We start from the raw sequence: 21,586 nt of genomic DNA on the forward strand, positions 1-21,586 counted from the left end.
CGGGCCCCGACACGGCGGCCACGACCCGCTCCAGCACGGTCGGGAACCGGTCCACCGGTGGCGCCGGGCGCGGACGGTCCGGGGCGGCGGGCGGCGACACCCGTCCGGCGAGGAACGGCAGCACGCGACGCGCGGCCGGGCCGTGCCGCCGGGCCGTGCCGCCGGGCGGGGAGGTCCGGTCCGGGTGCCGAGACGTAGGCGGCCCGGAACCGCACCAACTCGTCGGTACCTGCGGACAGGTAGGCCGCACCGGGCGTCGGCGGCAGCAGGTGCGCGTCCGGCACGCCGAGCACGGCTCGCGACTCGGCGGCGGAGAACGTGCGGAGCGCGATCCGGTACGACAGGTGCGACTCGAGCCCGCGCAGCCGTCCCTCCTCCAGCCGCTGCGACGCCAGCAGCAGGTGGATGCCCAGCGACCGGCCCAGCCGGCCGACCGTGACCATCAGGTCGATCATCTCGGGGCGCTGGGCCAGCAGCTCGGAGAACTCGTCGACCACCACGAGCAGCGACGGCAGCGGTTCCGGCACGGGCTCCCCGCGCCGCGCGGCGGCCTCGCGCGCGGCCGTGTGCTCGGCCTGCGAGGCCAGGTTCCCGGCGGCCCGCAGCAGCTCCTGCCGGCGGGTGATCTCCCCGGCGAGCGCGTCGGCCATCCGGTCGACCAGCGCCAGCTCCTCCGCCAGGTTCGTGATCACCGCGGAGACGTGCGGGAGACCGGCCAGCCCGAGGAACGTCGCGCCGCCCTTGAAGTCGACGAGGACGAGGTTCAGCTCGTCGGCGGGGTGCGCGGCGACCAGTCCCAGCACCAGGGTGCGCAACAGCTCCGACTTGCCCGATCCGGTCGCGCCGATGCACAGACCGTGCGGACCGGCCCCACCCTGCGCGGACTCCTTCACGTCGAGCAGCACGGGGCGGCCGGCGTCGTCGGTGCCGATCGGCACCCGCAGCCGCTCCGCCGGGCCGCGCCGGCGGCGCAGCGCGGCCACCGCGGCCGCGGCGACGTCCGGCCCGGGCAGCGACGGCAGGCCGGCGACCGGGCCGTCGGTCCCGGGACCGGCGGCGGCGCCGGGAGCCCCGGCCGGCCGGTAGCGCGCGAGCCGCCGGGCGAGCGCCCGCGCCTCCGCGACGGTGACGCCGTCGGGCCGGCCGACGGTCGTGCCGTCCGGCCCGCCACGACGCAGGGTCCTCGTCCCGTCCGGGCCGGTGCCCGCGGCGAGGCGCAGCACCGACGCGGCCGGCCTGCGCCGCCCGGCCGGGCCGAGCCGCAGCACCGTCACCCCGGGCAGCCCGGCCCACGCGCCGGGGGTGTCCGCCGCACCGTCGAGCACCACGAGCAGGTGCTGCTGCGCCGACGACGGCTCGTCGACCCACCAGCGCCGCACCCGGTCCGGGTCGTCGGTGATCATCCGGACCGGCCCGACGGCGTCGTGGTGCCGGGGATGCTCGACGTGCGGGAGCCACTTCGCCCAGTCCCAGCGGGCAGCGGCGGCGCCGGGGGCGACGACGGCGAGCCGGGCGTCGTCCGGGCCGTGCCAGAGCACGAACTGGGCGACGAGCGCGCGGGCCAGGTCGAGCGCGGGGGTGGCCGGGCCGGCGTCGTCGAGCGGTTCGAGCCAGACGGTCGCCGCGGCCCGGACGTCGACCGCGACCGGCAGGCCGGGCACGGTCGAGTGGCGGCGCAGGAATCGGCGCAGGGCCAGCGCGGACAGCGGTTCCAGGGTCTCCAGCGGTCCGGTGTGCGGGGCGGTGAGCCGGGTCGCGAGCCGCTGGGTGCCGCGGCCCGCGCGGAGCCGCCCGAAGTCGTCGTCGCCGGGGCGGCGCTCCCAGAGCCGCCCGGCGGCGAGCACGTCCGGCCACGCGCCCGGCTCCGGGTGCACGGTCTCCAGTGCGCACCGCTGCTCGGCCGCGATCCCGCGGACCCGGGCGCCGAGGACGTCGAGGTAGCGCAGGTAGTCGCGGCGGTCCTCGTCCATCGTGGCGGTGCGGGCACCGGCACCGCGCCCGCCCCCGGAGACGAGCATCCCGGCCGCCGACAGCACGAACATCCCGCCGAACAGCCAGCTGCCCGACTCGCGGGGGTTCAGCACGACGAACAACAGGGCCCCGGCGATCATCACCAGCGGGAGCAGGCGTTGCGCCACGCCGCCGGGGACGGGCCGCTCCGGCTCCGGCGGCGGCTCCAGCACCAGCTCCCCGCCGGGCAGCTCGGGCACCGACCGCCGTGGCCGTCGCAGGCCGACCGTTCCCGCCACCGCGGACCTCCGCGCTCGCCGAGTTCTCCGGAACGCCCACGGCGGCCGCCGGGACCGGCGAATACTCGCAGCCGCCCCGGGCCCACCGGGGCCGTTCCCGCGAAGTCCGGAGCCGCCCGTGACCGCCGTCCTGCCCACGCCGACCGGCCCCACCGGAACGTCGCCGGGCCGCTGGGTGCGGGTCACCGTGCTCACCCCGCGCGGGTCGGCGGACCTGGCACTGCCCGCGGACGTCCCGGTGGCCGAGCTGGTCCCGATGGTCCGTGAGCTGGGCCTCCCGGGCGCCCGGCCGGCCGTCCCGGAGGCCTGGCGGTTCACCGGTCCCGGCGGGGGCCCGCTGCCGCCGGACGCGCCCCTCGGCGAGCTCCGGGTGTACGACGGCGAGCTGCTCCACCTCGGCCCGGCCCGGCCCGCCCCGGCTCCCCCGGTCCTCGACGACGCCGCCGAGACCGTCGCGGACGCGGTCCGCGAGGCCGCCGCCGGGTCGGCGCCGGCCCCGTGGGCGGGTCCCGCCGCGGCGGTCATCGGCACCGCGGCCGCCTGCGCGGTGCTGTCCACCGTGGACGGGCCGTGGCGCTGGGCCGCGGCGGCGGTCGCGGCCACCGGCGCCGTCGCCGCCCTGGCCGTGGCACGCCGCGGCGGCGACCCCGGGGACGGCGACGGCGGCCGGGTCGCGACCGGCGCGGCACTGTGCGCGGTCCCGGCCGCGGCGGCCGCGGGTCTGCTCGCACTGCCGGTACCCGCCGGGGCGGGCGCGGTCCTGCTGGCCGCGGCGGGTGCGGGCCTCGCCGCGGCGGCCGGGCAGGCGGTCCGGCGCCCGGTGTCCCCCGTGCTGCTGGCGGTGGCGCTGGCTGCCACCGCCACCGCGGCGGCCGCGCTAGTGGGCCTGTCGCTCGACGTCCCGGCGTCCGCGGTCGCCGCCGGGCTCGCCGCGCCCGCGCTGGCCGCCGGACCGCTCCTCCCGCGGCTCGCACTGCGCCTCGCGGGGGTACCCGCCCCGGTGGTCCCGGCCGATTCCGGCGGGCTCCCCGACGCCGAGCAGGTCCTCCCTGGCGACGCGCCGGCCGCCCGGGCCCGGCTCGCCCGCGGACTGCACTCCGGCGCCCTCGCCGGGACCGCGCTGCCGGCCGCGGGCGGGGCGGCGACCGCGGCGGCGCTCGGCGGCTGGGCCGGGTCGCTGCTGCTGACGGTCACGGCGGCGGTCCTGCTCCTGCGGGCCCGTGCGCTCGTCGAGCCGGTCCCGGCCCGGTTCCTGGCGGGCACGGCCGTGGTCGCCGTCGCGGTCGCCGCCGTCCCGGCCGCCGCGGCGCTCGCGCCGCCGGTGCGGATCGTCGTGGCGGCCGGGCTGCTGCTCGCCGTCGGTGCGGGAGCCGCCGCGGCGCGAGTGGCACCGTCGCCACCGGCCCGGCGCGCCCTCGACGTCACCGAGCTGGTGCTCACCGCCGCCGCGATCCCGGCCGCGCTCGCCGCCATGGGCCTGTTCGGCCTGGTCCGCGGGCTGTGACCCGGGCACGCGCGGCGGGGGTCGTCGTCGCGGGGGTGGCGGCGGTCGCGCTGGCCGCGGTGCCGGCGGCGGACCTCGCCGCGGCGCCGACCGGCCCGGTTCCCGCCGTCGCGGGCGCCACCCGGGCCGCGGTGCGCGATCCCGGCCCGGCCGACGGCCTCCGCCGGACCCGCGCGTGCACCCCACCCGGCACCGGCGGGCCCGGCGCCGCCCCCGGCGCTGTCCCCCGGCCCCCGGACGGGCTGGCCACCGGGGCCGGGCAGATCGTCGCGGTGATCGATACCGGGGTCGCCGCCGTGCCGCGCCTGGCCGGTCGGCTGCGCGGCGGCGGGGACTACCTCGCCGGCGGCGACGGGCTCGACGACTGCGACGGCCACGGCACCGACGTCGCACTCCTGCTCGCCGGCGCAGCCGACGGCACCGGCACCGGCGCCGGGATGGCGCCGGGCGCGTGGCTCGTGTCGCTGCGACAGTCGTCGGCCCGGTTCGCGGTGCGCGACGACGACGGGACCGAGCGGCCCGCCGGCGAGATCCGGACCCTGGCCGCCGCCGTCGACCGGGCCGTGGCGCTCGGCGCCTCGGTGATCAACGTGTCGGAGGTCGTCTGCGTCCCCGCCGACCGGCTCGACGACGTCGCCGCGCCGCTCCGCACGGCCGTCGCCGCGGCCCGCCGCGCGGACGTCCTGGTCGTCGCCGCGGCCGGGAACCTCGACCCGGCCGGGACCTGCACCGGGGAGCCGGGGCTCCGGCCGCTGCCCGCGCTCTACGACGACGTGCTCGCCGTCGGCGCCGTCGACGGCGACGACCGCCCGGCCCCGTTCTCCGTCGCGGGCCCCTGGGTGGACGTGGCCGCCCCGGGCGTCGGCCTGCCGGCGCCGGCGGGCCCGGAGGGCGCCGTCGTCAGCGGGACGTCGTACGCGGCCCCGCTGGTGGCGGGTACCGCTGCGCTGGTCCGCGAACGTTTCCCGATGCTGACCGCCGGTCAGGTAGCCGACCGGCTGCGGGCGACCGCACGCCGTCCGGGCGCGGGGCGCGACGACCGGGTCGGCGACGGCGTGCTGGACCCGTCCGCCGCGCTGAGCGCCGAGCCGCTCCTGCTGGTCCCGGGTCCGGGCGGTCCCACCGCCGGCGGGACGGCGGACGGCCCCGGCACGCCACAGGGTACGACCGTGCCGCTGCCCGCCCCGGCACCCCGCCCGCCGGACCTCCCGGCGGTCGCCGGGATCGGCGCGGTCGCCGCCGCGGGCGGTGCGCTCGCCGCCGTCCTGGCCGGTCTGCGGCGGCGCACGGGCGGTGCCCGCCGATTCCGGTCCTCCTGACGAGGACTGCCTCCCACCGGCCGGGACGGGTCCGGCAGCCCGGGACGTCCGCGGTACCCCGGGCCGCTGCGACGTCCAGCACACCGCCGCGCGGCAGCAGCCGCACGATGTCGGCGGGAGCGTTCCCGGGCACCGCGATCCCGAGCGCCGCGGCCGTCGGGTCGTCGGCGACACCGAACACCGCACCGGACGCGGCGAGCAGCCAGCGCGTCCCGCCGGCGTCCCCCTCGGCGCCCGGGGACCTCGCGCGCAGCGGGCCGGGCCCGGACGGCGGCAGGACGATCCCGTCCAGCGCGGGTCCCGGCCCGTCCGCACCGGCCGGCGTCACCGCGACGGAGCCGGCCGCGACGGGCGGCCGCTCGGCGGCGACGAACCCGCCGCGGCCGTCCCGCCAGGTCCGGCAGAGCACCGGTGCGGACCCCGTGCCGGCGAGCCGGGCCGCCGGCCACGCGCCGGCTCCGGGCACCGTCGCCACCGGGGCGGTCGCCACCCGGCCCTGCGGCAGGGTCGTGGGGCGGCCCTGCCCGCTGCGCGACAGCACGGCGTCGGCGAGGGTCACCGGGACGGGCGCGAGACCCCCGTCGACGACGAGGTGGTACGCGGCGGGCGCCCCCAGCGGCCGGGTGACGACGACGTCCCCGGCCCTCCCGAGACCGGGCACCTCGTCCGGCCGCGGCGCGGGCACCCGCAGCGCCGGACCCTCGGGGATCGCCGACAGCAGCCCGCCCGCCACCCGGCGCCCCGAGCAGCCCGAGCCCGGACAGGGCGTCCCGGTCGGACGGGTCGAGCCGGTGCCTGCGGCCGTCGTGCACGAGGTAGGTCGCACCGCCCTCGGCGGTGAGCAGCAGGGACGGGCCAGCTCCCTCCGGGCCGGGACCCAGCGACCCGGCGAGCACGGTGACGTCCCCCGGCCCGGGGCCGGCCGCGGGCGCGGTGTCGCAGACCGCCCACGCGGGCGGCACGGCCGCGCCGTCGAGAGCGACGCCGACTGCACCGCGTGCGGCGGCGGGCGGGGTGCGCGGGGCCGTGGCGAGCACCGCGTCGGACACCGCGACCGGGACCGCGGCGCCGTCGGGCCTGCCGATCGCGGCGAGGACGAGCCGGCCGGCGACGGGATCGGCGACCGGGACGAGCCGCGGCGGGTCGGCGGCGACGGCGTAGAGCACACCGCTGCGCTCCCCGCGCACCAGCGCCCGCTGCTGCCAGTCCGTCGCCCCGCCGGGCAGCAGCGCGGCGACCCCGAGCGCCAGGAGCCCGAGCAGCGCCCCCGCGACCACGGCCCGCCGCTGTGAGCGGATCTGCTCGTGCAGGGGGACCGGATCGGCCCGGACGAGCGCCGCCTCGCTCCGGCGCACACCGAACCGGTAGGCGTCGACCTGGTCGCGGGTGGCCGGCGCGCGCTGGACACGGACCGGGCCGGGCTCGGCTGGCACCACCCGGACGGTAGGCAGCGACCCACCCGGCCGCGCCGGATCGGCACACGCTGCGTAGAAGTACCTCACCTGTCCGATCGGCCGGTTTCGTTGCCAGCTCTCGGTTGTTGCCCATAATGTGCCGCTGCGTGATCGCCCTGCGGAACATCGCCGTCCCGTTGCTGGCCGCCCTGGTCGTCGCCGGATGCTCGGCCCCCACGCCCGCGCCCGGGGAGTCCGCTCCCACCGGGGACCCCACCACGATGACCCTCGCCGACGGCTACGAGCCCGACGACCTCAACCCGCTGCTCGGGTACGGCGCGGAGGGCGCGAGCAAGTTCTACGACGGGCTCTACGCCCACGACGCGGACCGGGCCCTGCAGCCGGCGCTCGCCGCCGGCGAGGCGACACCGTCGCCCGACCGGCGGTCCTGGACCGTCCCGCTGCGTCAGGGCGTCACGTTCCACGACGGCTCCACCTTCGGGCCCGAGGACGTCGTCGCGACCTACCGGGCGATCCTGGCGCCGGACCGGGCGGCGACGATCGGCTCCGCTGTCCCGATGCTCGAGCGGGTCGAACCCGTCGGCACGGACGCCGTCCGGTTCGACCTGTCCTACGCCTACGGCGCGTTCCCCGCCCGCCTCACCTCGGGGATCCTCCCCTCCGAGGTGCTGCAGGACGGCGGGCCCGTCGCCGACCTCCCGGTGAACACCCGGCCGGTCGGCACCGGCCCCTACTCGCTCGTCGAGTGGCGCCGCGGCGACACGATGGTGCTGCAGGCCAACGAGGGCTACTGGGGCGGTGCGCCCGCGGTGAAGCGGGTGACCGTCGTCTTCGCGACCGACGACAACACGCGCGCCCAGCGGGTCGGCGCGGGCGAGTTCGACGGCACCGTCCTGCCCCCGGCCCTGGCGAAGGCGGTCGCCGCGCAGAGCGGCATGGCGCTGCGGGAGCACTCGTCGGCCGACTACCGCACGATCGCGCTGCCGTTCGCGAACCCGGTGACGGCGGACCCGGCGATCCGGGCCGCGCTGAACCGGGCGGTGAACCGGCAGGGCATGGTCGACGCGCTGCTCGCCGGGCAGGGGCGGCCGGCCTCGAACCCGATCCCGGACGCCCTGCCCGAGCAGGTCGAGCCGTCCGCCGCCTTCGACTTCGACCCCGCCGGGGCGGCCCGGCTGCTCGACGAGGCCGGCTGGGCACCCGGCCCGGACGGCGTCCGCGCCCGGAACGGGCAGGCCGCGAGCTTCTCCCTGATGTACCCGGCCACCGACACCATCCGGCGGGACCTCGCGCAGGCGTTCGCCTCCGACGCCCGCGCCGCCGGGATCGACGTGCGGCTGGAGGGCCTGGGCTGGGAGGCCATCGAGCCCCGGATGGGCCGGGACGCACTCGTCCTCGGCGGCGGCGATCCGTTCGACCCGGGCTTCAAGTCCTGGCAGCTGCTGCACTCGTCGAACGCGGCCGACGGCTTCAACAACCCGGGCTCGTACTCGAACCCGCAGGTCGACGCGGCCCTCGACGCCGCACTGCGCGCCCCCGACGACGCCGCCCGCGACGAGCAGATCCGCGCGTTCCAGCGGGCCTACGCCGCCGACCCCGGGATGGTCTTCCTCGTGTTCGTGGGGCACAGCTACGTCTCCCGCGACAGCTGGGACGGCTACGTCGAGGTCGTCGAGCCGCACACGCACGGCGTCACGTGGGGCCCGTGGTGGAACCTCGAGGACTGGACGCCGAAGCAGTGACGGCGGTCGCGCCACTCGAGCGCCGGCGGGGACGCGCGGTCGCCCGGCTGGTCGGTCTGCGGGTCCTGCTCGGTGTCCCCACGGTCGTGATCGTCGCGGTCGGGGTGTTCCTGCTCGCCGCGGCGTCGCCGTTCCGGCCGATGTACCAGTACTTCGGGGTCGGGATCTTCTCCGCGGGCGACGAGGAGATCGCCGCCGCGGAACGCGCGCTCGGCCTGGACGGCGGGGGGTTCGACCAGCTCGGCCGGTGGCTGGGCGGGCTGCTCACCGGTGATCTCGGGCAGAGCCTGTCGATGCGCCAGCCGGTCGCCCAGGTGATCGCCGAGCGGCTGCCGTGGACGCTGCTGCTCGTCGTCTGCGCCCTGCTGGTGTCCCTGGTCCTCGCGCTGGCGGCCGGGACGGCGGCGGCGTGGCGGCAGGGCGGCTGGTTCGACCGGGCCGTCACCGCCGTCGGGCACACCCTGGAGGGCCTGCCGCCGTTCGTCCTGGCGCTCGCGGCGATCGCGGTCTTCGCCGTCGCCTGGCCGGTGCTGCCGGTCGCCGGGCTCACCGACGCCGGTGCCGCACCGACGGCCGGTCAGGTCGCCCGGCACCTCGTCCTGCCCGCGGTGGTGCTGGGGGTGTCCCAGACGCCGTGGCTGGTGCTGCACGTGCGGGCCTCGCTGATCTCCGCGCTGGACGACGACCACGTCGCGGGTGCCCGGGCCCGCGGCCTCCCGGAGCGCGTCGTCGTGCTGCGGCACGCGCTGCCGACCGCGCTGCTGCCGTTCGTCACCGTCCTCGGCAACCGGCTGCCCGAGCTCGTCACCGGCGCGGTGCTGGTGGAGACGGTCTTCTCCTGGCCGGGCATCGCGGCCGCGGTCGTCACCGCGGCGCTCGCGGTGGACTTCCCGCTGCTCGCCGCGCTCACCCTGCTGTCCGCCGTGGCGGTGCTCGCCGGGTCGCTGGTCGCCGACCTGACCGTCCTGCTCCTCGATCCCCGGGTGGTCGCCGATGTCTGACCTCGCTCTGCACACCGGGACGCACCACCCCGATCCCGGGCCGTGGCGCTCGGCCGGGCGGCCCCGTCCCGGCTCGCCGCGCGGGCGTCGCTCCTCGGGCCGGGCCCGGCTGGTCGCGGGCGCGTCCGGGCTGACGCTGCTGGTGCTCGCCGCCGCCCTCGTCCCGTGGCTCGGCGGTCTCGACGAGGGTCTGGTCGACTACACCGCGATCCGACAGGCCCCCTCGGCGGCGCACCCGTTCGGCACCGACTCGGTCGGCCGGGACGTCCTGTTGCGCTCGTTCGCGGGCCTGTGGGTGTCGCTGCAGGTCGCGGCGGCCTGTGCGGTGCTCTCGACGGTGATCGGCACCCTGTTCGGGGCGCTGTCCGGGCTGCTCGGCGGCTGGTACGACCGACTGCTAATGCGGGTCGTCGACGCGGTCAACGCGGTCCCGCACCTGCTGCTCGGGATCGTGATCGTCGCGCTGTACCGGGGCAGCGTGCTCGCGGTGATCGCCTCGATCGGCCTCACCCACTGGACGACCGTCGCCCGCGTCGTCCGCTCGGAGATCCTCTCGCTGCGCGAGCGCCCGTTCGTCGACGCCGCGATCTCCGGCGGGGCGTCCCGGCTCCGGGTGCTGCGGCGGCACCTGCTCCCCGCGGTCGTCCCGCAGGCGGTGCTGTCCGCCGTGCTGATCCTCCCGCACGCGGTGTGGCACGAGACGGCGCTGAGCTTCCTCGGGCTCGGGCTGCCACCACACCTGGCGAGCCTCGGGACGATCCTCGGTGAGGGGCGGCAGGCGGTGCTCCTCGGATCCTGGTGGATCGTGGTGTTCCCGAGCGTCCTGCTGGCGGCGACGACGCTGTGCGTCGCCGGGATCGCAGCGTGGTGGCGGGACCGGACCCTGCCCCGCCGCCGCTCGGAGCAGGCTCTGTGAGCGCCCATGGGACGGACGTGCTCACCGTCCGCGATCTCGACGTGGCCTTCCGCGTCGGTCGCGGCCCGCGCGCCCGGATCGTCCGCGCGGTGACCGGCGCCGGCCTGCCCCTGCGCGGTGGACGCCTCACCGCCCTGGTCGGTGAGTCCGGCTGCGGGAAGTCGGTCCTCGCCGAGGCGCTGACCGGACTGCTCCCGGGGACCGCGTCGGTGCGCGGGTCGGCCGTCCTGTCCACCCCGGACGACGCCGGGACCGTCGAGCTGCTCACCGCCCCGGAGGCGGTGCTGCGCGACCGCGGCCGCGGACGCCTCATCGGCCTGGTCCCGCAGTCCGCCGCCTCCCACCTCACGCCGACCCGTACCGTCGGCGCCCAGCTCCGGGAGACGGTCGCCCGGCTCGGCACGGACACGACGGCGGCCGAGCTCCTCGACCGGGCCGCGCTGCCCGCGCACGTGCTCGGGCTCTACCCGCACGAGCTCTCCGGCGGCCAGGCCCAGCGGGCCGGGCTGGCGTCCGCGCTGGCCGGGAACCCGCCGGTGCTGCTGGCCGACGAGCCGACCGCGGGCCTCGACCGCCCGCTCGTCGAGCACGTGACCGCCCTGCTGGCCGGGCTCGCGGACGAGGGGCACGCCGTCCTGCTCATCACCCACGACCTGCGGGCGGCCCGGGACGTGGCCGACGACATCGCCGTCATGTACGCCTCGCGCCTGGTCGAGACCGGACCGGCCGACGACGTCGTCGCCGAGCCCTGGCACCCGTACACGGCGGGCCTGCTCGGGGCCCTCCCCGGCGCCGGGTTCACCCCGGTCCCGGGGCACCCGCCCGAGCTGTCCGCGCTGCCCGACGGCTGTCCGTTCGCTCCCCGGTGCGCGGTGTCGGCGTCCTGCTCGGGCGATCCCGAGCCGGTGTCCTACGGCGACCGCCGGGTGTCGTGCCACGTCCCGGAGGGGGCCCGATGAGCCTGCGCGCGGAGTCCGTCACCGCCGGGTGGCGGCGGGGACACCCCGTCGTCGACGACGTCGACCTCACCGTCGAGCCGGGGGGCGTGCTCGGCCTGGCCGGCCCGTCCGGATGCGGGAAGTCGACGCTGACCCGGGTACTGGCCCTGCTGCACGCCCCCTGGTCGGGAACGGTGACGGTCGGCGGGGAGCCGGTCCACCGGTACCGGTTCGGTGCACCCGCGGCACTGCGGCGGCGCATCGGCGTGGTGTTCCAGTCGCCGCGGGCGTCCACCGACCCCCGGCTGACCCTGGACCGGATCGTCGCCGAGCCGCTCCGCGCGGCGGGCACGCCGGATCCCGCTGTGACCGCACGGGTCGACGAGGTCGCCGACCTCGTCGGGCTCACCCCGGAGCTGCGCACGCGGCACCCGCACGAGGTCTCCGACGGCCAGCTCCAGCGGGCCTGCCTCGCGCGGGCGCTCGCCCCGGAGCCGGACTACCTGCTGTGCGACGAGATGACGGCGATGCTCGACGCCTCCACCACCGCCGCGCTGGTCTCGGTCGTCGCCGACGAGGTCACCGGACGTGGTCTCGGCGTACTGGCCGTCAGCCACGACGAGCCGTTGCTCGGCGCGTGGGCCGGCGAGGTCGTCCGCCCGTGGAGCCGGGTCCGTCCGTGACCCTGGACCGGGTAGTCGTACGGAGCCGCCGTCGCGGCCGCGGGCGACAGACTCACCCCATGCGGACGAGCTGGAACCTCACCCTGCAGGTGGTCGCGGTCCTGGCCGCCGCCGGGTTGCGCCTCACGGCGCCGGGCTGGCTGCTGTTCTTCCTGGTGGTGACGATCGTCGGTCTGCTCGTTCCGCTGGTCCCGACGGCCCTGTCGATCGTCGTGTTCCGGCGGCGGGTGCTGGAGCGGGCGCTCGCCGCGCCGTTCCAGTCGTGCGCCGGGTTCCTGCTCCTGGCGGCCCTGACCGTGCCGGACTTCGACGACGTCCGCGCGCACGCGCCGATCATGGCCGGGTCCGGGGCGGAGGTCCCGGCCGTCGTGACCGGGATCGGCATGCTCTCGCTGCTCGCGTGGCTCGGGTCGGTGCTGTGGCTGTGCGTCGCCGTGGTGCTGGCGCACCGCCCGTCGCGGCGACCGGCGGGACCGCCGCACCCGGCCTGGACCGCCCGGGACTGAGCGGTACCGCCGGCACGACGGATCAGGAGGCGCCGGGGACCCGGATCCGCCGGGTCTGCTCGGCCCGGGCGGCCAGCTCGTCGTCGGCGGGGTAGTCGACGCCGGTCAGCGACAACCCGTGCGGCGGCGCGACCGTCACCTCCGACGCCCGCGACGTCCGGGACAACAGCTCGGCGGGCCACTCCGGGGGCCGGTGCCCACGGCCCACCTCGAACACCGCGCCGACCAGGCTGCGGACCATCGAGTGGCAGAACGCGTCGGCCGACACCGACGCGACCAGCACACCGGGCTCCCCCGGCGCCGGGTCCCACTCGAAGCGTTGCAGCGCCCGCACCGTGGTGGCGCCCTCCCGGCGTTTGCAGAACGCGGCGAAGTCGTGCTCGCCCACCATCAGCGCGGACGCGGCGTTCATGAGCGCCGGGTCGAGCGGATGGGGCCAGGCCACCGTCTCGCGGGCGCGCAGCGGCTCGGCCCCGAACGACGCGGTGGTGACCCGGTAGCGGTAGTGCCTGCGGAGCGCGGAGAACCGGGCGTCGAAGGTCTCCGGGACCCGGGTCGTCGCCCGGACCCGGACGTCGGGCGGCAGGAACCGGTTGAGCCGTCGGAGCAGCCCGTCGAGCTGCGGATCGAGCTCCGCGGGGACGTCGACGTGCGCGACCTGCCCGGACGCGTGGACCCCCGCGTCGGTCCGGCCGGCGACGGTGAGCCGCAGCGGGGTGCGCAGCACGGTCGACAGCGCGTCGGTGAGCACGCCCTGGACGGTGCGGCGGGTCGGCTGGATCGCCCAGCCGAAGAAGTCGGTGCCGTCGTACGCGATGTCGAGGCGCACCCGGACCGGCCCGGAAACGCCGACGAGCCCGCCGTCGGGGACGGCGGGCTCGTCGGAGTGGTGCGGACCGGTCAGGAGCCGGACTCCTGCTGGGACGCCGGCTTCGCGAAACCGGCGGCCTCGGCGGCCTCCTCGGAGGCGAACCAGACCTCGGCCACGGTCCGGTCGTAGTGCGACGAACCGGGGACGTGGTAGAGCTTCGAGTCGTCGTTGCCCTTGATCTCGAAGCCCTCCGGGGCCTGCGCCGGGTCCTCCAGCGGGGCGTGGCTGCCCTCGCCGTACGGAGCCTCGGTGGCCTCGGCGACGGCGTCGGTGGTGGTCGCCTCGGCGGCGGTCTCCTCCGGTGCGGTCTCCTCGGCCGGGGCCTCGGTGGTGGCGGCCTGGGACGCGGCGGCGCGGCGCGCGCGGTTCGCCTCGTCGGTGACCGTCTTCTGCTGGACCAGCTCGATGACCGCCATCGGGGCGTTGTCGCCCTTGCGCGGCATCGTCTTGGTGATCCGGGTGTAGCCACCGTTGCGGTCCGAGAAGAACGGACCGATCTCGGTGACGAGGCGGTGCACGACCGACTTGTCGCGGATCACCTTCATGATCTCGCGCCGGTTGTGCAGGTCGCCGGCCTTGGCCTTGGTGATCAGCCGCTCCGCGTACGGACGCAGCCGCCGGGCCTTGGCCTCGGTGGTGGTGATCCGGCCGTGTTCGAACAGCGAGGTCGCCAGGTTGGCCAGGATCAGCCGCTGGTGCGCGGGCGACCCGCCGAGGCGGGTTCCCTTGGTGGGCTGGGGCATGGCTACAACTGCTCCGTTTCTGCGTAGTCCTGACCGTCGTCACCGAAGGTGTCCGGGTCGAACCCGCTGCCACCGTCGACGCCGTACTCGGCCGCCGCCGCCGACGGGTCGAACCCGGGCGGGCTGTCCTTGAGGGCCAGGCCGAGACCGACGAGCTTCATCTTGACCTCGTCGATCGACTTGGCGCCGAAGTTGCGGATGTCGAGCAGGTCCGCCTCGCTGCGGCCGACCAGCTCGCCGACCGTGTGGATGCCCTCGCGCTTGAGGCAGTTGTAGGACCGGACCGTGAGGTCCAGCTCCTCGATCGGCATCGCGAACGCCGCGATGGTGTCCGCCTCCTGCGGGGAGGGGCCGATCTCGATGCCCTCGGCGTCCACGTTCAGCTCGCGGGCCAGGCCGAACAGCTCGACCAGGGTCTTGCCGGACGACGCCAGCGCGTCCCGCGGGGTGATGGACGGCTTCGACTCGACGTCGAGCACCAGCTTGTCGAAGTCGGTGCGCTGCTCGACTCGCGTGGCCTCGACCTTGTAGGTCACCTTGAGCACCGGCGAGTAGATCGAGTCGACCGGGATCCGGCCGATCTCGGCGCCGGTCGCCTTGTTCTGCATCGCCGGGACGTACCCGCGACCCTGCTCGACGACGAGCTCGACCTCGAGCCGGCCCTTGTCGTTCAGCGAGGCGATGTGCAGGTCCGGGTTGTGCACGGTGACACCGGCGGGCGGCACGATGTCGCCCGCGGTGACCGCGCCCGGGCCCTGCTTGCGCAGGTACATGGTCACCGGCTCGTCCTCCTCGGAGCTCACGACGAGCTCCTTGAGGTTAAGGATGATGTCGGTGACATCCTCCTTGACCCCCGGCACGGTGGTGAACTCGTGCAGGACGCCGTCGATCCGGATGGACGTGACGGCGGCACCGGGGATGGACGAGAGCAGCGTCCGGCGCAGGGAGTTCCCGAGGGTGTAGCCGAAGCCCGGCTCGAGCGGCTCGATGACGAACCGCGACCGGGTCTCGGTGACGACGTCCTCGGTGAGAGAGGGTCGCTGAGAGATCAGCATGGGTGTGTGCCTCCTTCGCACCTGCGACAACCGCTATTTGATGTCGCAGTGAGAACCCGCCGCCCCTCCCTGCGGGGCGGCGGGGGTGTCGAGCTACTTCGAGTAGTACTCGACGATGAGCTGCTCGGTGACCTGTGTGTCGATCTGAGCGCGCTCGGGCAGCTGGTGGACGAGGATGCGCAGGGTCGACGGAACGACCTGCAGCCACGCCGGGACCGGGCGGTCGCCCTGGGTCTCCTTGGCGATGACGAACGGGTCGGTGTTACGCGACTTCTCCCGCACGTCGATGATGTCGTACTTCGAGACCTTGAAGCTGGGGATGTCGACCTTCTTCCCGTTGACCAGGAAGTGGCCGTGGTTCACCAGCTGGCGAGCCATCCGCCGGGTGCGCGCCAGGCCGGCGCGGTACACGACGTTGTCGAGGCGCGACTCGAGGATCTGCAGCAGCTCGTCGCCGGTCTTGCCCTCCCGGCGGTGCGCCTCCTCGTAGTAGGCGCGCAGCTGCTTCTCCTGCAGGCCGTACCCGAAGCGGGCCTTCTGCTTCTCCTGCAGCTGCAGGAGGTACTCGGTCTCCTTGATCCGGATCCGGCCGTGCTGGCCGGGCGGGTAGGGACGACGCTCGAACGCCTGGTCGCCGCCGACGAGGTCGGTCTTCAGTCGGCGGGACTTGCGGGTCATGGGGCCGGTGTAGCGAGCCATGGTGGTTCTCCCTTCCCCTTAGACCCGGCGCCGCTTGGGCGGACGGCAGCCGTTGTGCGGCTGCGGGGTGACGTCGTTGATGGTGCCGACCTCGAGACCGGCGGCCTGGAGCGAGCGGATCGCGGTCTCGCGACCCGAACCCGGGCCCTTGACGAACACGTCGCACTTCTTCATGCCGTGCTCCATCGCCTTGCGGGCGGCGTTCTCGGCGGCGAGCTGTGCGGCGAACGGCGTCGACTTGCGGGAGCCCTTGAGGCCCACGTGCCCGGACGAGGCCCAGGCGATGACGGCACCGGTCGGGTCGGTGATCGACACGATCGTGTTGTTGAACGTGCTCTTGATGTGGGCGTGCCCGTGCGCGACGTTCTTCTTCTCGCGACGGCGGACCTTCTTGGGTCCGGTGCCCTGGCGTGCGCGGGGCGGCATTACTTCTTACCTGCCTTCTTCTTACCGGCGACGGTCTTCTTCGGACCCTTGCGGCCGCGCGCGTTGGTCTTCGTGCGCTGGCCACGGACCGGAAGACCCCGCCGGTGACGGATGCCCTGGTACGAGCCGATCTCGATCTTGCGGCGGATGTCCGCCTGGATCTCACGGCGCAGGTCACCCTCGACCTGCAGGTGCTCCTCGATGTAGTCGCGGAGCTTGGTCACGTCCTCGTCGGTCAGGTCCTTCGACCGGAGGTCGGCGCTGATCGCCGTGGCCTCGAGGATCTCCTTCGACCGGGCCCGTCCGACCCCGAAGATATAGGTGAGCGCGATCTCCATCCGCTTCTCGCGGGGGAGGTCGACGCCGGCAACACGTGCCATGCGGCGTTGTCTCCTTCAGTTCTCGTTCCAGGTCTTCCCGGTGTCCGCCCCGTTCCGCCGCTGCGAGAACGGGCCCCGGCCTGGTTCCGGGGGTGCTACCGGGCCCTCGTGGCCCGGCAGGTGCACCGGGGGCTTCTGCTGACGCGATCAGACGATCGCGACGAGTACCGCTCTGCTCAGCCCTGGCGCTGCTTGTGGCGCAGGTTCGAGCAGATCACGATGATCCGGCCGTTGCGGCGGATCACCTGGCACTTGTCGCAGATCTTCTTGACGCTCGGCTTGACCTTCACGTCGTCTGCCTCTGTCCGTTGATCTTCTCGGTCTGGCGACCGACGGTCACTTGTAGCGGTAGACGATCCGGCCGCGGCTGAGGTCGTAGGGCGACAGCTCGACGACCACGCGGTCCTCCGGAAGGATCCGGATGTAGTGCTGCCGCATCTTCCCGCTGATGTGCGCGAGGACCCGGTGGCCGTTCTCCAGCTCCACCCGGAACATCGCGTTCGGCAGGGGTTCGACGACCCGGCCTTCGACCTCGATCGACCCGTCCTTCTTGGCCATGTCCTCCGCTATCCGTGACAGGTGTCGGTTGCACCGGCCGACGATGGAGCCGACGACCGGATCGGCACGCGCGAGCCGGGGCCCGGACCGGAGAGTGTGCAGAGCACATGCGGAGCGGGCACCAGACGGCGCACCGATAGTCAAGTGTACGGAGTGCGCACGGGGCCGGTGCGAGCGGGGGTGCGGAACACCCGCGGGCGGCCCGGTTGCACGACGCGGGTGCCCGGGTGATCGCATGGGTCCGTGACGGACCACGTGCCCGACGGTACCGAAACCACCCCGCCGACGACCAGCACCCGGCTGCCCCGGGCGTTGCGCCCGTTCCGGCACCGCGACTACCGGTTCCTCGTCGCGTCGATGGCCGCGTCGCTGTTCGCCTCCGGGGTGTGGCTGCTCTCGCTCGTCTGGCAGGTCATCGGCCTCGGTGGCGGCCCCGCCGCGCTGTCCGCCGTGACGGCGTCGGCGAGCGCGGGCCTGCTGGTCAGCGTGCTGATCGGCGGCGTGGCCGCGGACCGGCTGCCGCGTCGCACCGTGCTGCGCTCGGTGGAGGTCGTCCGGATCGTCGCGGCGGCCGGTGCCACGACGCTCGCCCTGACCGGCACCCTGACGATCTGGTCGCTGGCGGCCATCGCCTTCGTGATCGGCGCCGCGGAGGCGTTCTACTTCCCCGCCTACTCGGCGCTCCTGCCCACGCTCGTCCCGTCCGGCGAGCTGCTCGCGGCCAACGGCGTCGAGCAGACCCTGCGCCCGGCGATGATGCAGGCGGTCGGGCCGGGACTCGCCGGGCTCGTCGTCGGGGCGTTCGTCCCGGGTGCCGGGCTGGCCGTGGCGACGGCCGGCTACGCCGTCGCCCTGGTCCCGCTCCTGTTCCTGCGGGTCGTCCCCCCGCTCGCCGCGGGCGAACCCGGCGCCACGGCGGAGGGCGAGCCGCGCCGCTCGGTGCTGCACGACCTGCGCGAGGGCTTCGGCTACCTGGTCCGGACCGGCTGGCTGTTCGCCAGCCTCGCGTTCGCCATGCTCTACGTGGTCGTGATCATCGGGCCGATCGAGGTGCTGCTGCCGTTCGCGGTGCGGGACCGCGCGGGATCCGGACCGGCGGGGTTCGCGGCCGTGCTCGCCGCGTACGGCATCGGCGGGGCGCTCGGGTCGATCGCGATGGCGAGCCGGCCGCTGCCGCGCCGCTACCTCACCGTGATGCTGCTGCTGTGGGGCACCGGGGCACTGCCCCTGGTCGTACTGGGCCTGGCCACGGCGGTGTGGCCGATGGCCGTCGCCGCGTTCCTCGTCGGGGCCACCGGCGCGGCGGCGATGGTGATCTGGGGGACGCTGCTGCAGCGCCGCGTCCCGCCGCACCTGCTCGGCCGGGTCTCGAGCCTGGACTTCTTCGTGTCGCTGGCGCTGATGCCGGTGTCGATGGCACTGGCCGGGCCGGTCGGAGCCGCGATCGGCATCCCGATCACGTTCGTCGTCGCCGGGTGCCTGCCGGTCGTGCTCGCGGTGCTGGCCATCCTGCTGTGGCGGCTCCCCCGCGACGAGACCGCGCACCCGCTCAGCGCGGAGTAGCACCGGGGCGTGGCTCCGGGGCCGGCGCCCCGGAGCCACGCCCCGGGCGGCTACAGCGCCTTCAGCTCCTCCGTCACCTCCGTCACCGACGACTTCGCGTCGCCGAAGAGCATCGAGGTGTTGTCGGCGAAGAACAGCGGGTTGTCGATGCCGGCGAACCCGGACCCCATCGACCGCTTGAGCACGATGACGTTGCGGGACTCGTCGACGTTGAGGATCGGCATCCCGTGGATCGGGCTCGACGGGTCGTTGCGCGCGGCCGGGTTGGTGACGTCGTTCGCGCCGATCACCAGCGTGACGTCGGTGCGGGAGAACTCGTCGTTGATGTCGTCCATCTCCTTGAGCGCGTCGTAGGAGACGTCGGCCTCGGCGAGCAGGACGTTCATGTGCCCGGGCATCCGGCCGGCCACCGGGTGGATGGCGTACTTGACCTCGACGCCCTTGCCCTCCAGCAGCTTCGCCATGTCCTTCACGGCGTGCTGGGCCTGCGCCACCGCCATGCCGTAGCCGGGGACGACGATGACCTGCGACGCGTACGCCATCTGGATCGCCGCGTCCGCCGCCGAGGTCGACTTCACGGTGCGCTCGACGCCGTCGTCGACGGCCGCCGCCTGCGTCCCGCCGAACCCGCCCGCGACGATCGCCGGGATGGTCCGGTTCATCGCCACGGCCATCTGGTTGGTCAGGATCGAACCGGACGCGCCGACGATCATTCCGGCGACGATCATCGCGGTGTTGTCCAGCGCGAGACCCGCCGCCGCCGCGGACAGCCCGGTCATGGCGTTGAGCAGCGAGATGACGACGGGCATGTCCGCACCGCCGATGGGCAGGACGACCAGCACGCCGACCACCGCGGCGATCACCAGCACCGCGACGATCCAGATCTCCGAGGCGCCCTCCATACCGGCGAACACCGCGGCGACGACGGCCAGCACCAGCAACCCGATGTTGATGACCTGCTGAGCGCCGCCGAGCCCGATCGGCTTGCCGGGGAGGATCTCCTGCAGCTTGCCGAACGCGATCAGCGAGCCCCAGAACGAGATCGAGCCGACGATCGCGGCGAACAGCGACGCGATGACGATGTAGAGCTCGACGCCGACGAACCCGTCGGACCCGCGGAACTCCGCCCACGCGATCAGCGCGACCGCACCACCGCCGACGCCGTTGAACAGCGCCACCATCTGCGGCATCTGGGTCATCTTGACGTTCCGCGCGGACGGGACGCCGAGCAGCGTGCCGACCACCAGGCCGACGATGATCAGGATCCAGTTGGCCTGGACGAGCATCAGTGTCGCGAGCACCGCGATCGCCATGCCGACCGCGGCGATCTTGTTGCCGCGCACCGCCGTCTTCGGCCCGGTCAGGCCGGACAGGCCGTAGATGAACAGCGCGAACGCGATGATGTAGAGGATCGGGACGATCACGCCGAGCGGGCCGTCCGGCATCGTCTCCGTGGCGGCGAGGGTCACGATCCGCTCCCGTTCTGCTCGGCCTTCTTCGCGGCACCGGGCGTCTTGCCCTTGAACATGCCGAGCATCCGGTCGGTGACCAGGAAGCCGCCGACGACGTTGATCACGCCGAAGGCGATCGCGACGACCAGGATGATCGCGTCGACGACGCCGACCTCCTCACGGCCGAGCACGACGATCGCGCCGAGCAGCACGATGCCGTGGATCGCGTTGGTGCCCGACATCAGCGGCGTGTGCAGCGTGTTCGGGACCTTCGAGATGACGGCGAAGCCGACGAAGCCGGCCAGCACCAGGATGGCGATGTTCGCCAGCAGTCCGGAGTCCATCAGGCGCTCCCCTCCTCACGCGTCACGCAGGACTTGGCCAGTACCTCGTCGTCGAAGTCCGGGGACAGCCGGCCGTCGGTGACCATCAGCTCGAGCAGCGAGGTGACGTTGCAGGCGTACAGCTCCGAGGCGTGCTCGGGCATCGACGCGGGCAGGTTCAGCGGGGACACGATCGTCACGTCGTGACGCACGACGGTCTCCCCGGGCTCGGTCAGCTCGCAGTTGCCGCCGGCCTCGCCCGCCATGTCCACGATGACGCTGCCCGGCCGCATCCCCTCGACCGCGGCGGCGCTGACCAGCTGCGGCGCCTTCCGCCCGGGCACCAGTGCGGTGGTGACGACGACGTCGAAGCCCGTGATGGCCTCCTCGAGCGCCTTCTGCTGCTTCGCCCGCTCGTCGTCGCTGAGCTCGCGGGCGTAGCCGCCCTCACCGGCCGCGTCGATGCCGAGGTCCAGCCACTGGGCGCCCAGTGACTTCACCTGGTCGGCGACCTCGGGCCGCACGTCGTAGCCGGTGGTGCGGGCCCCGAGTCGCTTCGCCGTCGCGAGCGCCTGCAGGCCCGCGACACCGACGCCGAGCACCAGCGCGGTCGCCGGCTTCACGGTGCCGGCCGCCGTCGTCAGCATCGGGAAGAAGCGGGTGGAGTGCTCGGCAGCGGCCAGCACCGCCTTGTACCCGGCGACGTTCGCCTGCGACGACAGCGCGTCCATGCCCTGCGCGCGGGAGATCCGCGGGATCGACTCCATCGCGAACGCCGTCACCCCGGCGTCGCGGAGCTTCTCCACGGTCTCGGGGTGGGTCAGCGGGGACAGGAAACCGACCAGCACCTGGCCGGACCGGAGCTTCCCGATCTGCTCAGCACTGGGCGGGTTGACCACCGCGACGACGTCGGCCGCCCACGGGTCCCCGATCTCGGCGCCGGCCTCGGTGAACTCGTCGTCCGGGATCAGTGCGCCCTCGCCCGCCCCGGTCTCCACCACGACCCGCGCACCGCGGCCTGCCAGCTTGCCGACGACCTTCGGGACCAGCGCCACGCGGCGCTCGCCCTCCCGGATCTCCTTCGGCACCCCGACCGTGACCGTGCTCTGCGGGCCGTCCTGCTCGGCCTCATCGCTCATGCGGGGAACCTAGACCACGTGCAACAGTCTCTGGGCCCAGGACGTGACGGGCACTACCCGCTGGGAGAGCCCTTGATCGATTACCCGGTACGATCTGTATCGATC

The 21,586-nt window shown here is 75.1% G+C and carries 20 protein-coding genes and 2 pseudogenes; 10 read left to right on the top strand and 12 right to left on the bottom strand.

Annotation, left to right across the window (positions count from 1 at the left end):
- Positions 1-242: 242 nt before the first annotated feature.
- Positions 243-2,444: pseudogene (gene eccCa / locus Ae150APs1_RS33545) on the bottom strand (type VII secretion protein EccCa); the annotation flags it as partial.
- Here eccCa and eccD point away from each other — a divergent pair.
- From eccD to Ae150APs1_RS11975, 9 genes are all read left to right on the top strand, one after another.
- A complete protein-coding gene (eccD, locus tag Ae150APs1_RS11935; protein WP_075297542.1) occupies positions 2,368-3,753 on the top strand; it encodes a type VII secretion integral membrane protein EccD in 1,386 nt (461 codons plus the stop codon). The pseudogene eccCa and the gene eccD sit on opposite strands and share 77 nt — an antisense overlap.
- Complete coding sequence (gene mycP / locus Ae150APs1_RS11940) at positions 3,750-5,072, top strand: type VII secretion-associated serine protease mycosin (RefSeq protein ID WP_075297544.1); 1,323 nt, start codon at positions 3,750-3,752, stop codon at positions 5,070-5,072. The genes eccD and mycP overlap by 4 nt, the downstream gene beginning before the upstream one ends.
- Before the next feature lie 107 nt (positions 5,073-5,179).
- A complete protein-coding gene (locus Ae150APs1_RS33550) occupies positions 5,180-6,364 on the top strand; it encodes a hypothetical protein (protein WP_249266311.1) in 1,185 nt (394 codons plus the stop codon).
- Between the two features lie 269 nt (positions 6,365-6,633).
- Entirely contained in the window at positions 6,634-8,229 is a 1,596-nt protein-coding gene (locus tag Ae150APs1_RS11950; protein ID WP_170918077.1) for an ABC transporter substrate-binding protein, read from the top strand.
- Positions 8,226-9,230 carry an ABC transporter permease gene (locus Ae150APs1_RS11955; RefSeq protein ID WP_075297550.1) on the top strand — a complete coding sequence of 335 codons (1,005 nt, stop codon included), beginning with the start codon at positions 8,226-8,228 and terminating at the stop codon, positions 9,228-9,230. Before Ae150APs1_RS11950 ends, Ae150APs1_RS11955 begins: the two co-directional genes overlap by 4 nt.
- The gene (locus tag Ae150APs1_RS11960; RefSeq protein WP_075297552.1) at positions 9,223-10,146 is read left to right on the top strand and encodes an ABC transporter permease; all 924 of its coding nucleotides are present in this window, start codon (positions 9,223-9,225) and stop codon (positions 10,144-10,146) included. Before Ae150APs1_RS11955 ends, Ae150APs1_RS11960 begins: the two co-directional genes overlap by 8 nt.
- On the top strand, positions 10,143-11,105 hold the full coding sequence (locus tag Ae150APs1_RS11965; protein WP_075297554.1) for an ABC transporter ATP-binding protein: 963 nt from the start codon (positions 10,143-10,145) through the stop codon (positions 11,103-11,105). Before Ae150APs1_RS11960 ends, Ae150APs1_RS11965 begins: the two co-directional genes overlap by 4 nt.
- A complete protein-coding gene (locus Ae150APs1_RS11970; protein WP_075297556.1) occupies positions 11,102-11,767 on the top strand; it encodes an ATP-binding cassette domain-containing protein in 666 nt (221 codons plus the stop codon). The genes Ae150APs1_RS11965 and Ae150APs1_RS11970 overlap by 4 nt, the downstream gene beginning before the upstream one ends.
- Positions 11,768-11,826: 59 nt before the next feature.
- Positions 11,827-12,273: a hypothetical protein gene (locus Ae150APs1_RS11975; protein ID WP_075297558.1), complete on the top strand. Its 447-nt coding sequence runs from the start codon at positions 11,827-11,829 to the stop codon at positions 12,271-12,273.
- Between the two features lie 22 nt (positions 12,274-12,295).
- On the opposite strand, the gene truA is transcribed toward Ae150APs1_RS11975, so the two are convergent.
- The 8 genes and pseudogenes from truA to infA all read right to left on the bottom strand — a co-directional run bounded on the left by truA (position 12,296) and on the right by infA (position 17,005).
- A complete protein-coding gene (gene truA / locus Ae150APs1_RS11980; protein ID WP_075297560.1) occupies positions 12,296-13,102 on the bottom strand; it encodes a tRNA pseudouridine(38-40) synthase TruA in 807 nt (268 codons plus the stop codon).
- 320 nt (positions 13,103-13,422) lie between these two features.
- Positions 13,423-13,887, bottom strand: a pseudogene (rplQ, locus tag Ae150APs1_RS11985) (50S ribosomal protein L17); the annotation flags it as partial.
- A gap of 2 nt (positions 13,888-13,889) precedes the next feature.
- Positions 13,890-14,942, bottom strand: a complete 1,053-nt coding sequence (locus Ae150APs1_RS11990) for a DNA-directed RNA polymerase subunit alpha (protein ID WP_075297562.1) — start codon at positions 14,940-14,942, stop codon at positions 13,890-13,892.
- Positions 14,943-15,035: 93 nt separating this feature from the next.
- Positions 15,036-15,641: a 30S ribosomal protein S4 gene (rpsD, locus tag Ae150APs1_RS11995; RefSeq protein ID WP_010228522.1), complete on the bottom strand. Its 606-nt coding sequence runs from the start codon at positions 15,639-15,641 to the stop codon at positions 15,036-15,038.
- 18 nt (positions 15,642-15,659) lie between these two features.
- A complete protein-coding gene (gene rpsK, locus Ae150APs1_RS12000) occupies positions 15,660-16,067 on the bottom strand; it encodes a 30S ribosomal protein S11 (RefSeq protein WP_010228520.1) in 408 nt (135 codons plus the stop codon).
- Positions 16,067-16,447 carry a 30S ribosomal protein S13 gene (rpsM, locus tag Ae150APs1_RS12005; RefSeq protein ID WP_010228518.1) on the bottom strand — a complete coding sequence of 127 codons (381 nt, stop codon included), beginning with the start codon at positions 16,445-16,447 and terminating at the stop codon, positions 16,067-16,069. The genes rpsK and rpsM overlap by 1 nt, the downstream gene beginning before the upstream one ends.
- A 176-nt stretch (positions 16,448-16,623) precedes the next feature.
- Complete coding sequence (gene rpmJ, locus Ae150APs1_RS12010; RefSeq protein ID WP_010228516.1) at positions 16,624-16,737, bottom strand: 50S ribosomal protein L36; 114 nt, start codon at positions 16,735-16,737, stop codon at positions 16,624-16,626.
- Positions 16,738-16,783: 46 nt separating this feature from the next.
- Positions 16,784-17,005, bottom strand: a complete 222-nt coding sequence (gene infA, locus Ae150APs1_RS12015) for a translation initiation factor IF-1 (RefSeq protein ID WP_075297564.1) — start codon at positions 17,003-17,005, stop codon at positions 16,784-16,786.
- Between the two features lie 243 nt (positions 17,006-17,248).
- On the opposite strand from infA, the gene Ae150APs1_RS12020 reads away from it, so the two are divergent.
- Positions 17,249-18,568 carry an MFS transporter gene (locus Ae150APs1_RS12020; protein ID WP_060574833.1) on the top strand — a complete coding sequence of 440 codons (1,320 nt, stop codon included), beginning with the start codon at positions 17,249-17,251 and terminating at the stop codon, positions 18,566-18,568.
- Between the two features lie 50 nt (positions 18,569-18,618).
- Here the strand turns inward: Ae150APs1_RS12020 and Ae150APs1_RS12025 are convergent, their stop codons facing one another.
- The 3 genes from Ae150APs1_RS12025 to Ae150APs1_RS12035 are packed head-to-tail and all read right to left on the bottom strand — an operon-like array spanning position 18,619 to position 21,481.
- Positions 18,619-20,013 (bottom strand): NAD(P)(+) transhydrogenase (Re/Si-specific) subunit beta, encoded by a 1,395-nt coding sequence (locus tag Ae150APs1_RS12025; RefSeq protein WP_075302029.1) that lies wholly within the window; start codon positions 20,011-20,013, stop codon positions 18,619-18,621.
- Between the two features lie 20 nt (positions 20,014-20,033).
- A complete protein-coding gene (locus tag Ae150APs1_RS12030) occupies positions 20,034-20,363 on the bottom strand; it encodes an NAD(P) transhydrogenase subunit alpha (protein ID WP_010228509.1) in 330 nt (109 codons plus the stop codon).
- Complete coding sequence (locus tag Ae150APs1_RS12035) at positions 20,363-21,481, bottom strand: Re/Si-specific NAD(P)(+) transhydrogenase subunit alpha (RefSeq protein WP_075297566.1); 1,119 nt, start codon at positions 21,479-21,481, stop codon at positions 20,363-20,365. The genes Ae150APs1_RS12030 and Ae150APs1_RS12035 overlap by 1 nt, the downstream gene beginning before the upstream one ends.
- Positions 21,482-21,586 lie beyond the last annotated feature (105 nt).

It is taken from the genome of Pseudonocardia sp. Ae150A_Ps1 (genome assembly GCF_001932315.1).
Lineage (GTDB): Bacteria > Actinomycetota > Actinomycetes > Mycobacteriales > Pseudonocardiaceae > Pseudonocardia.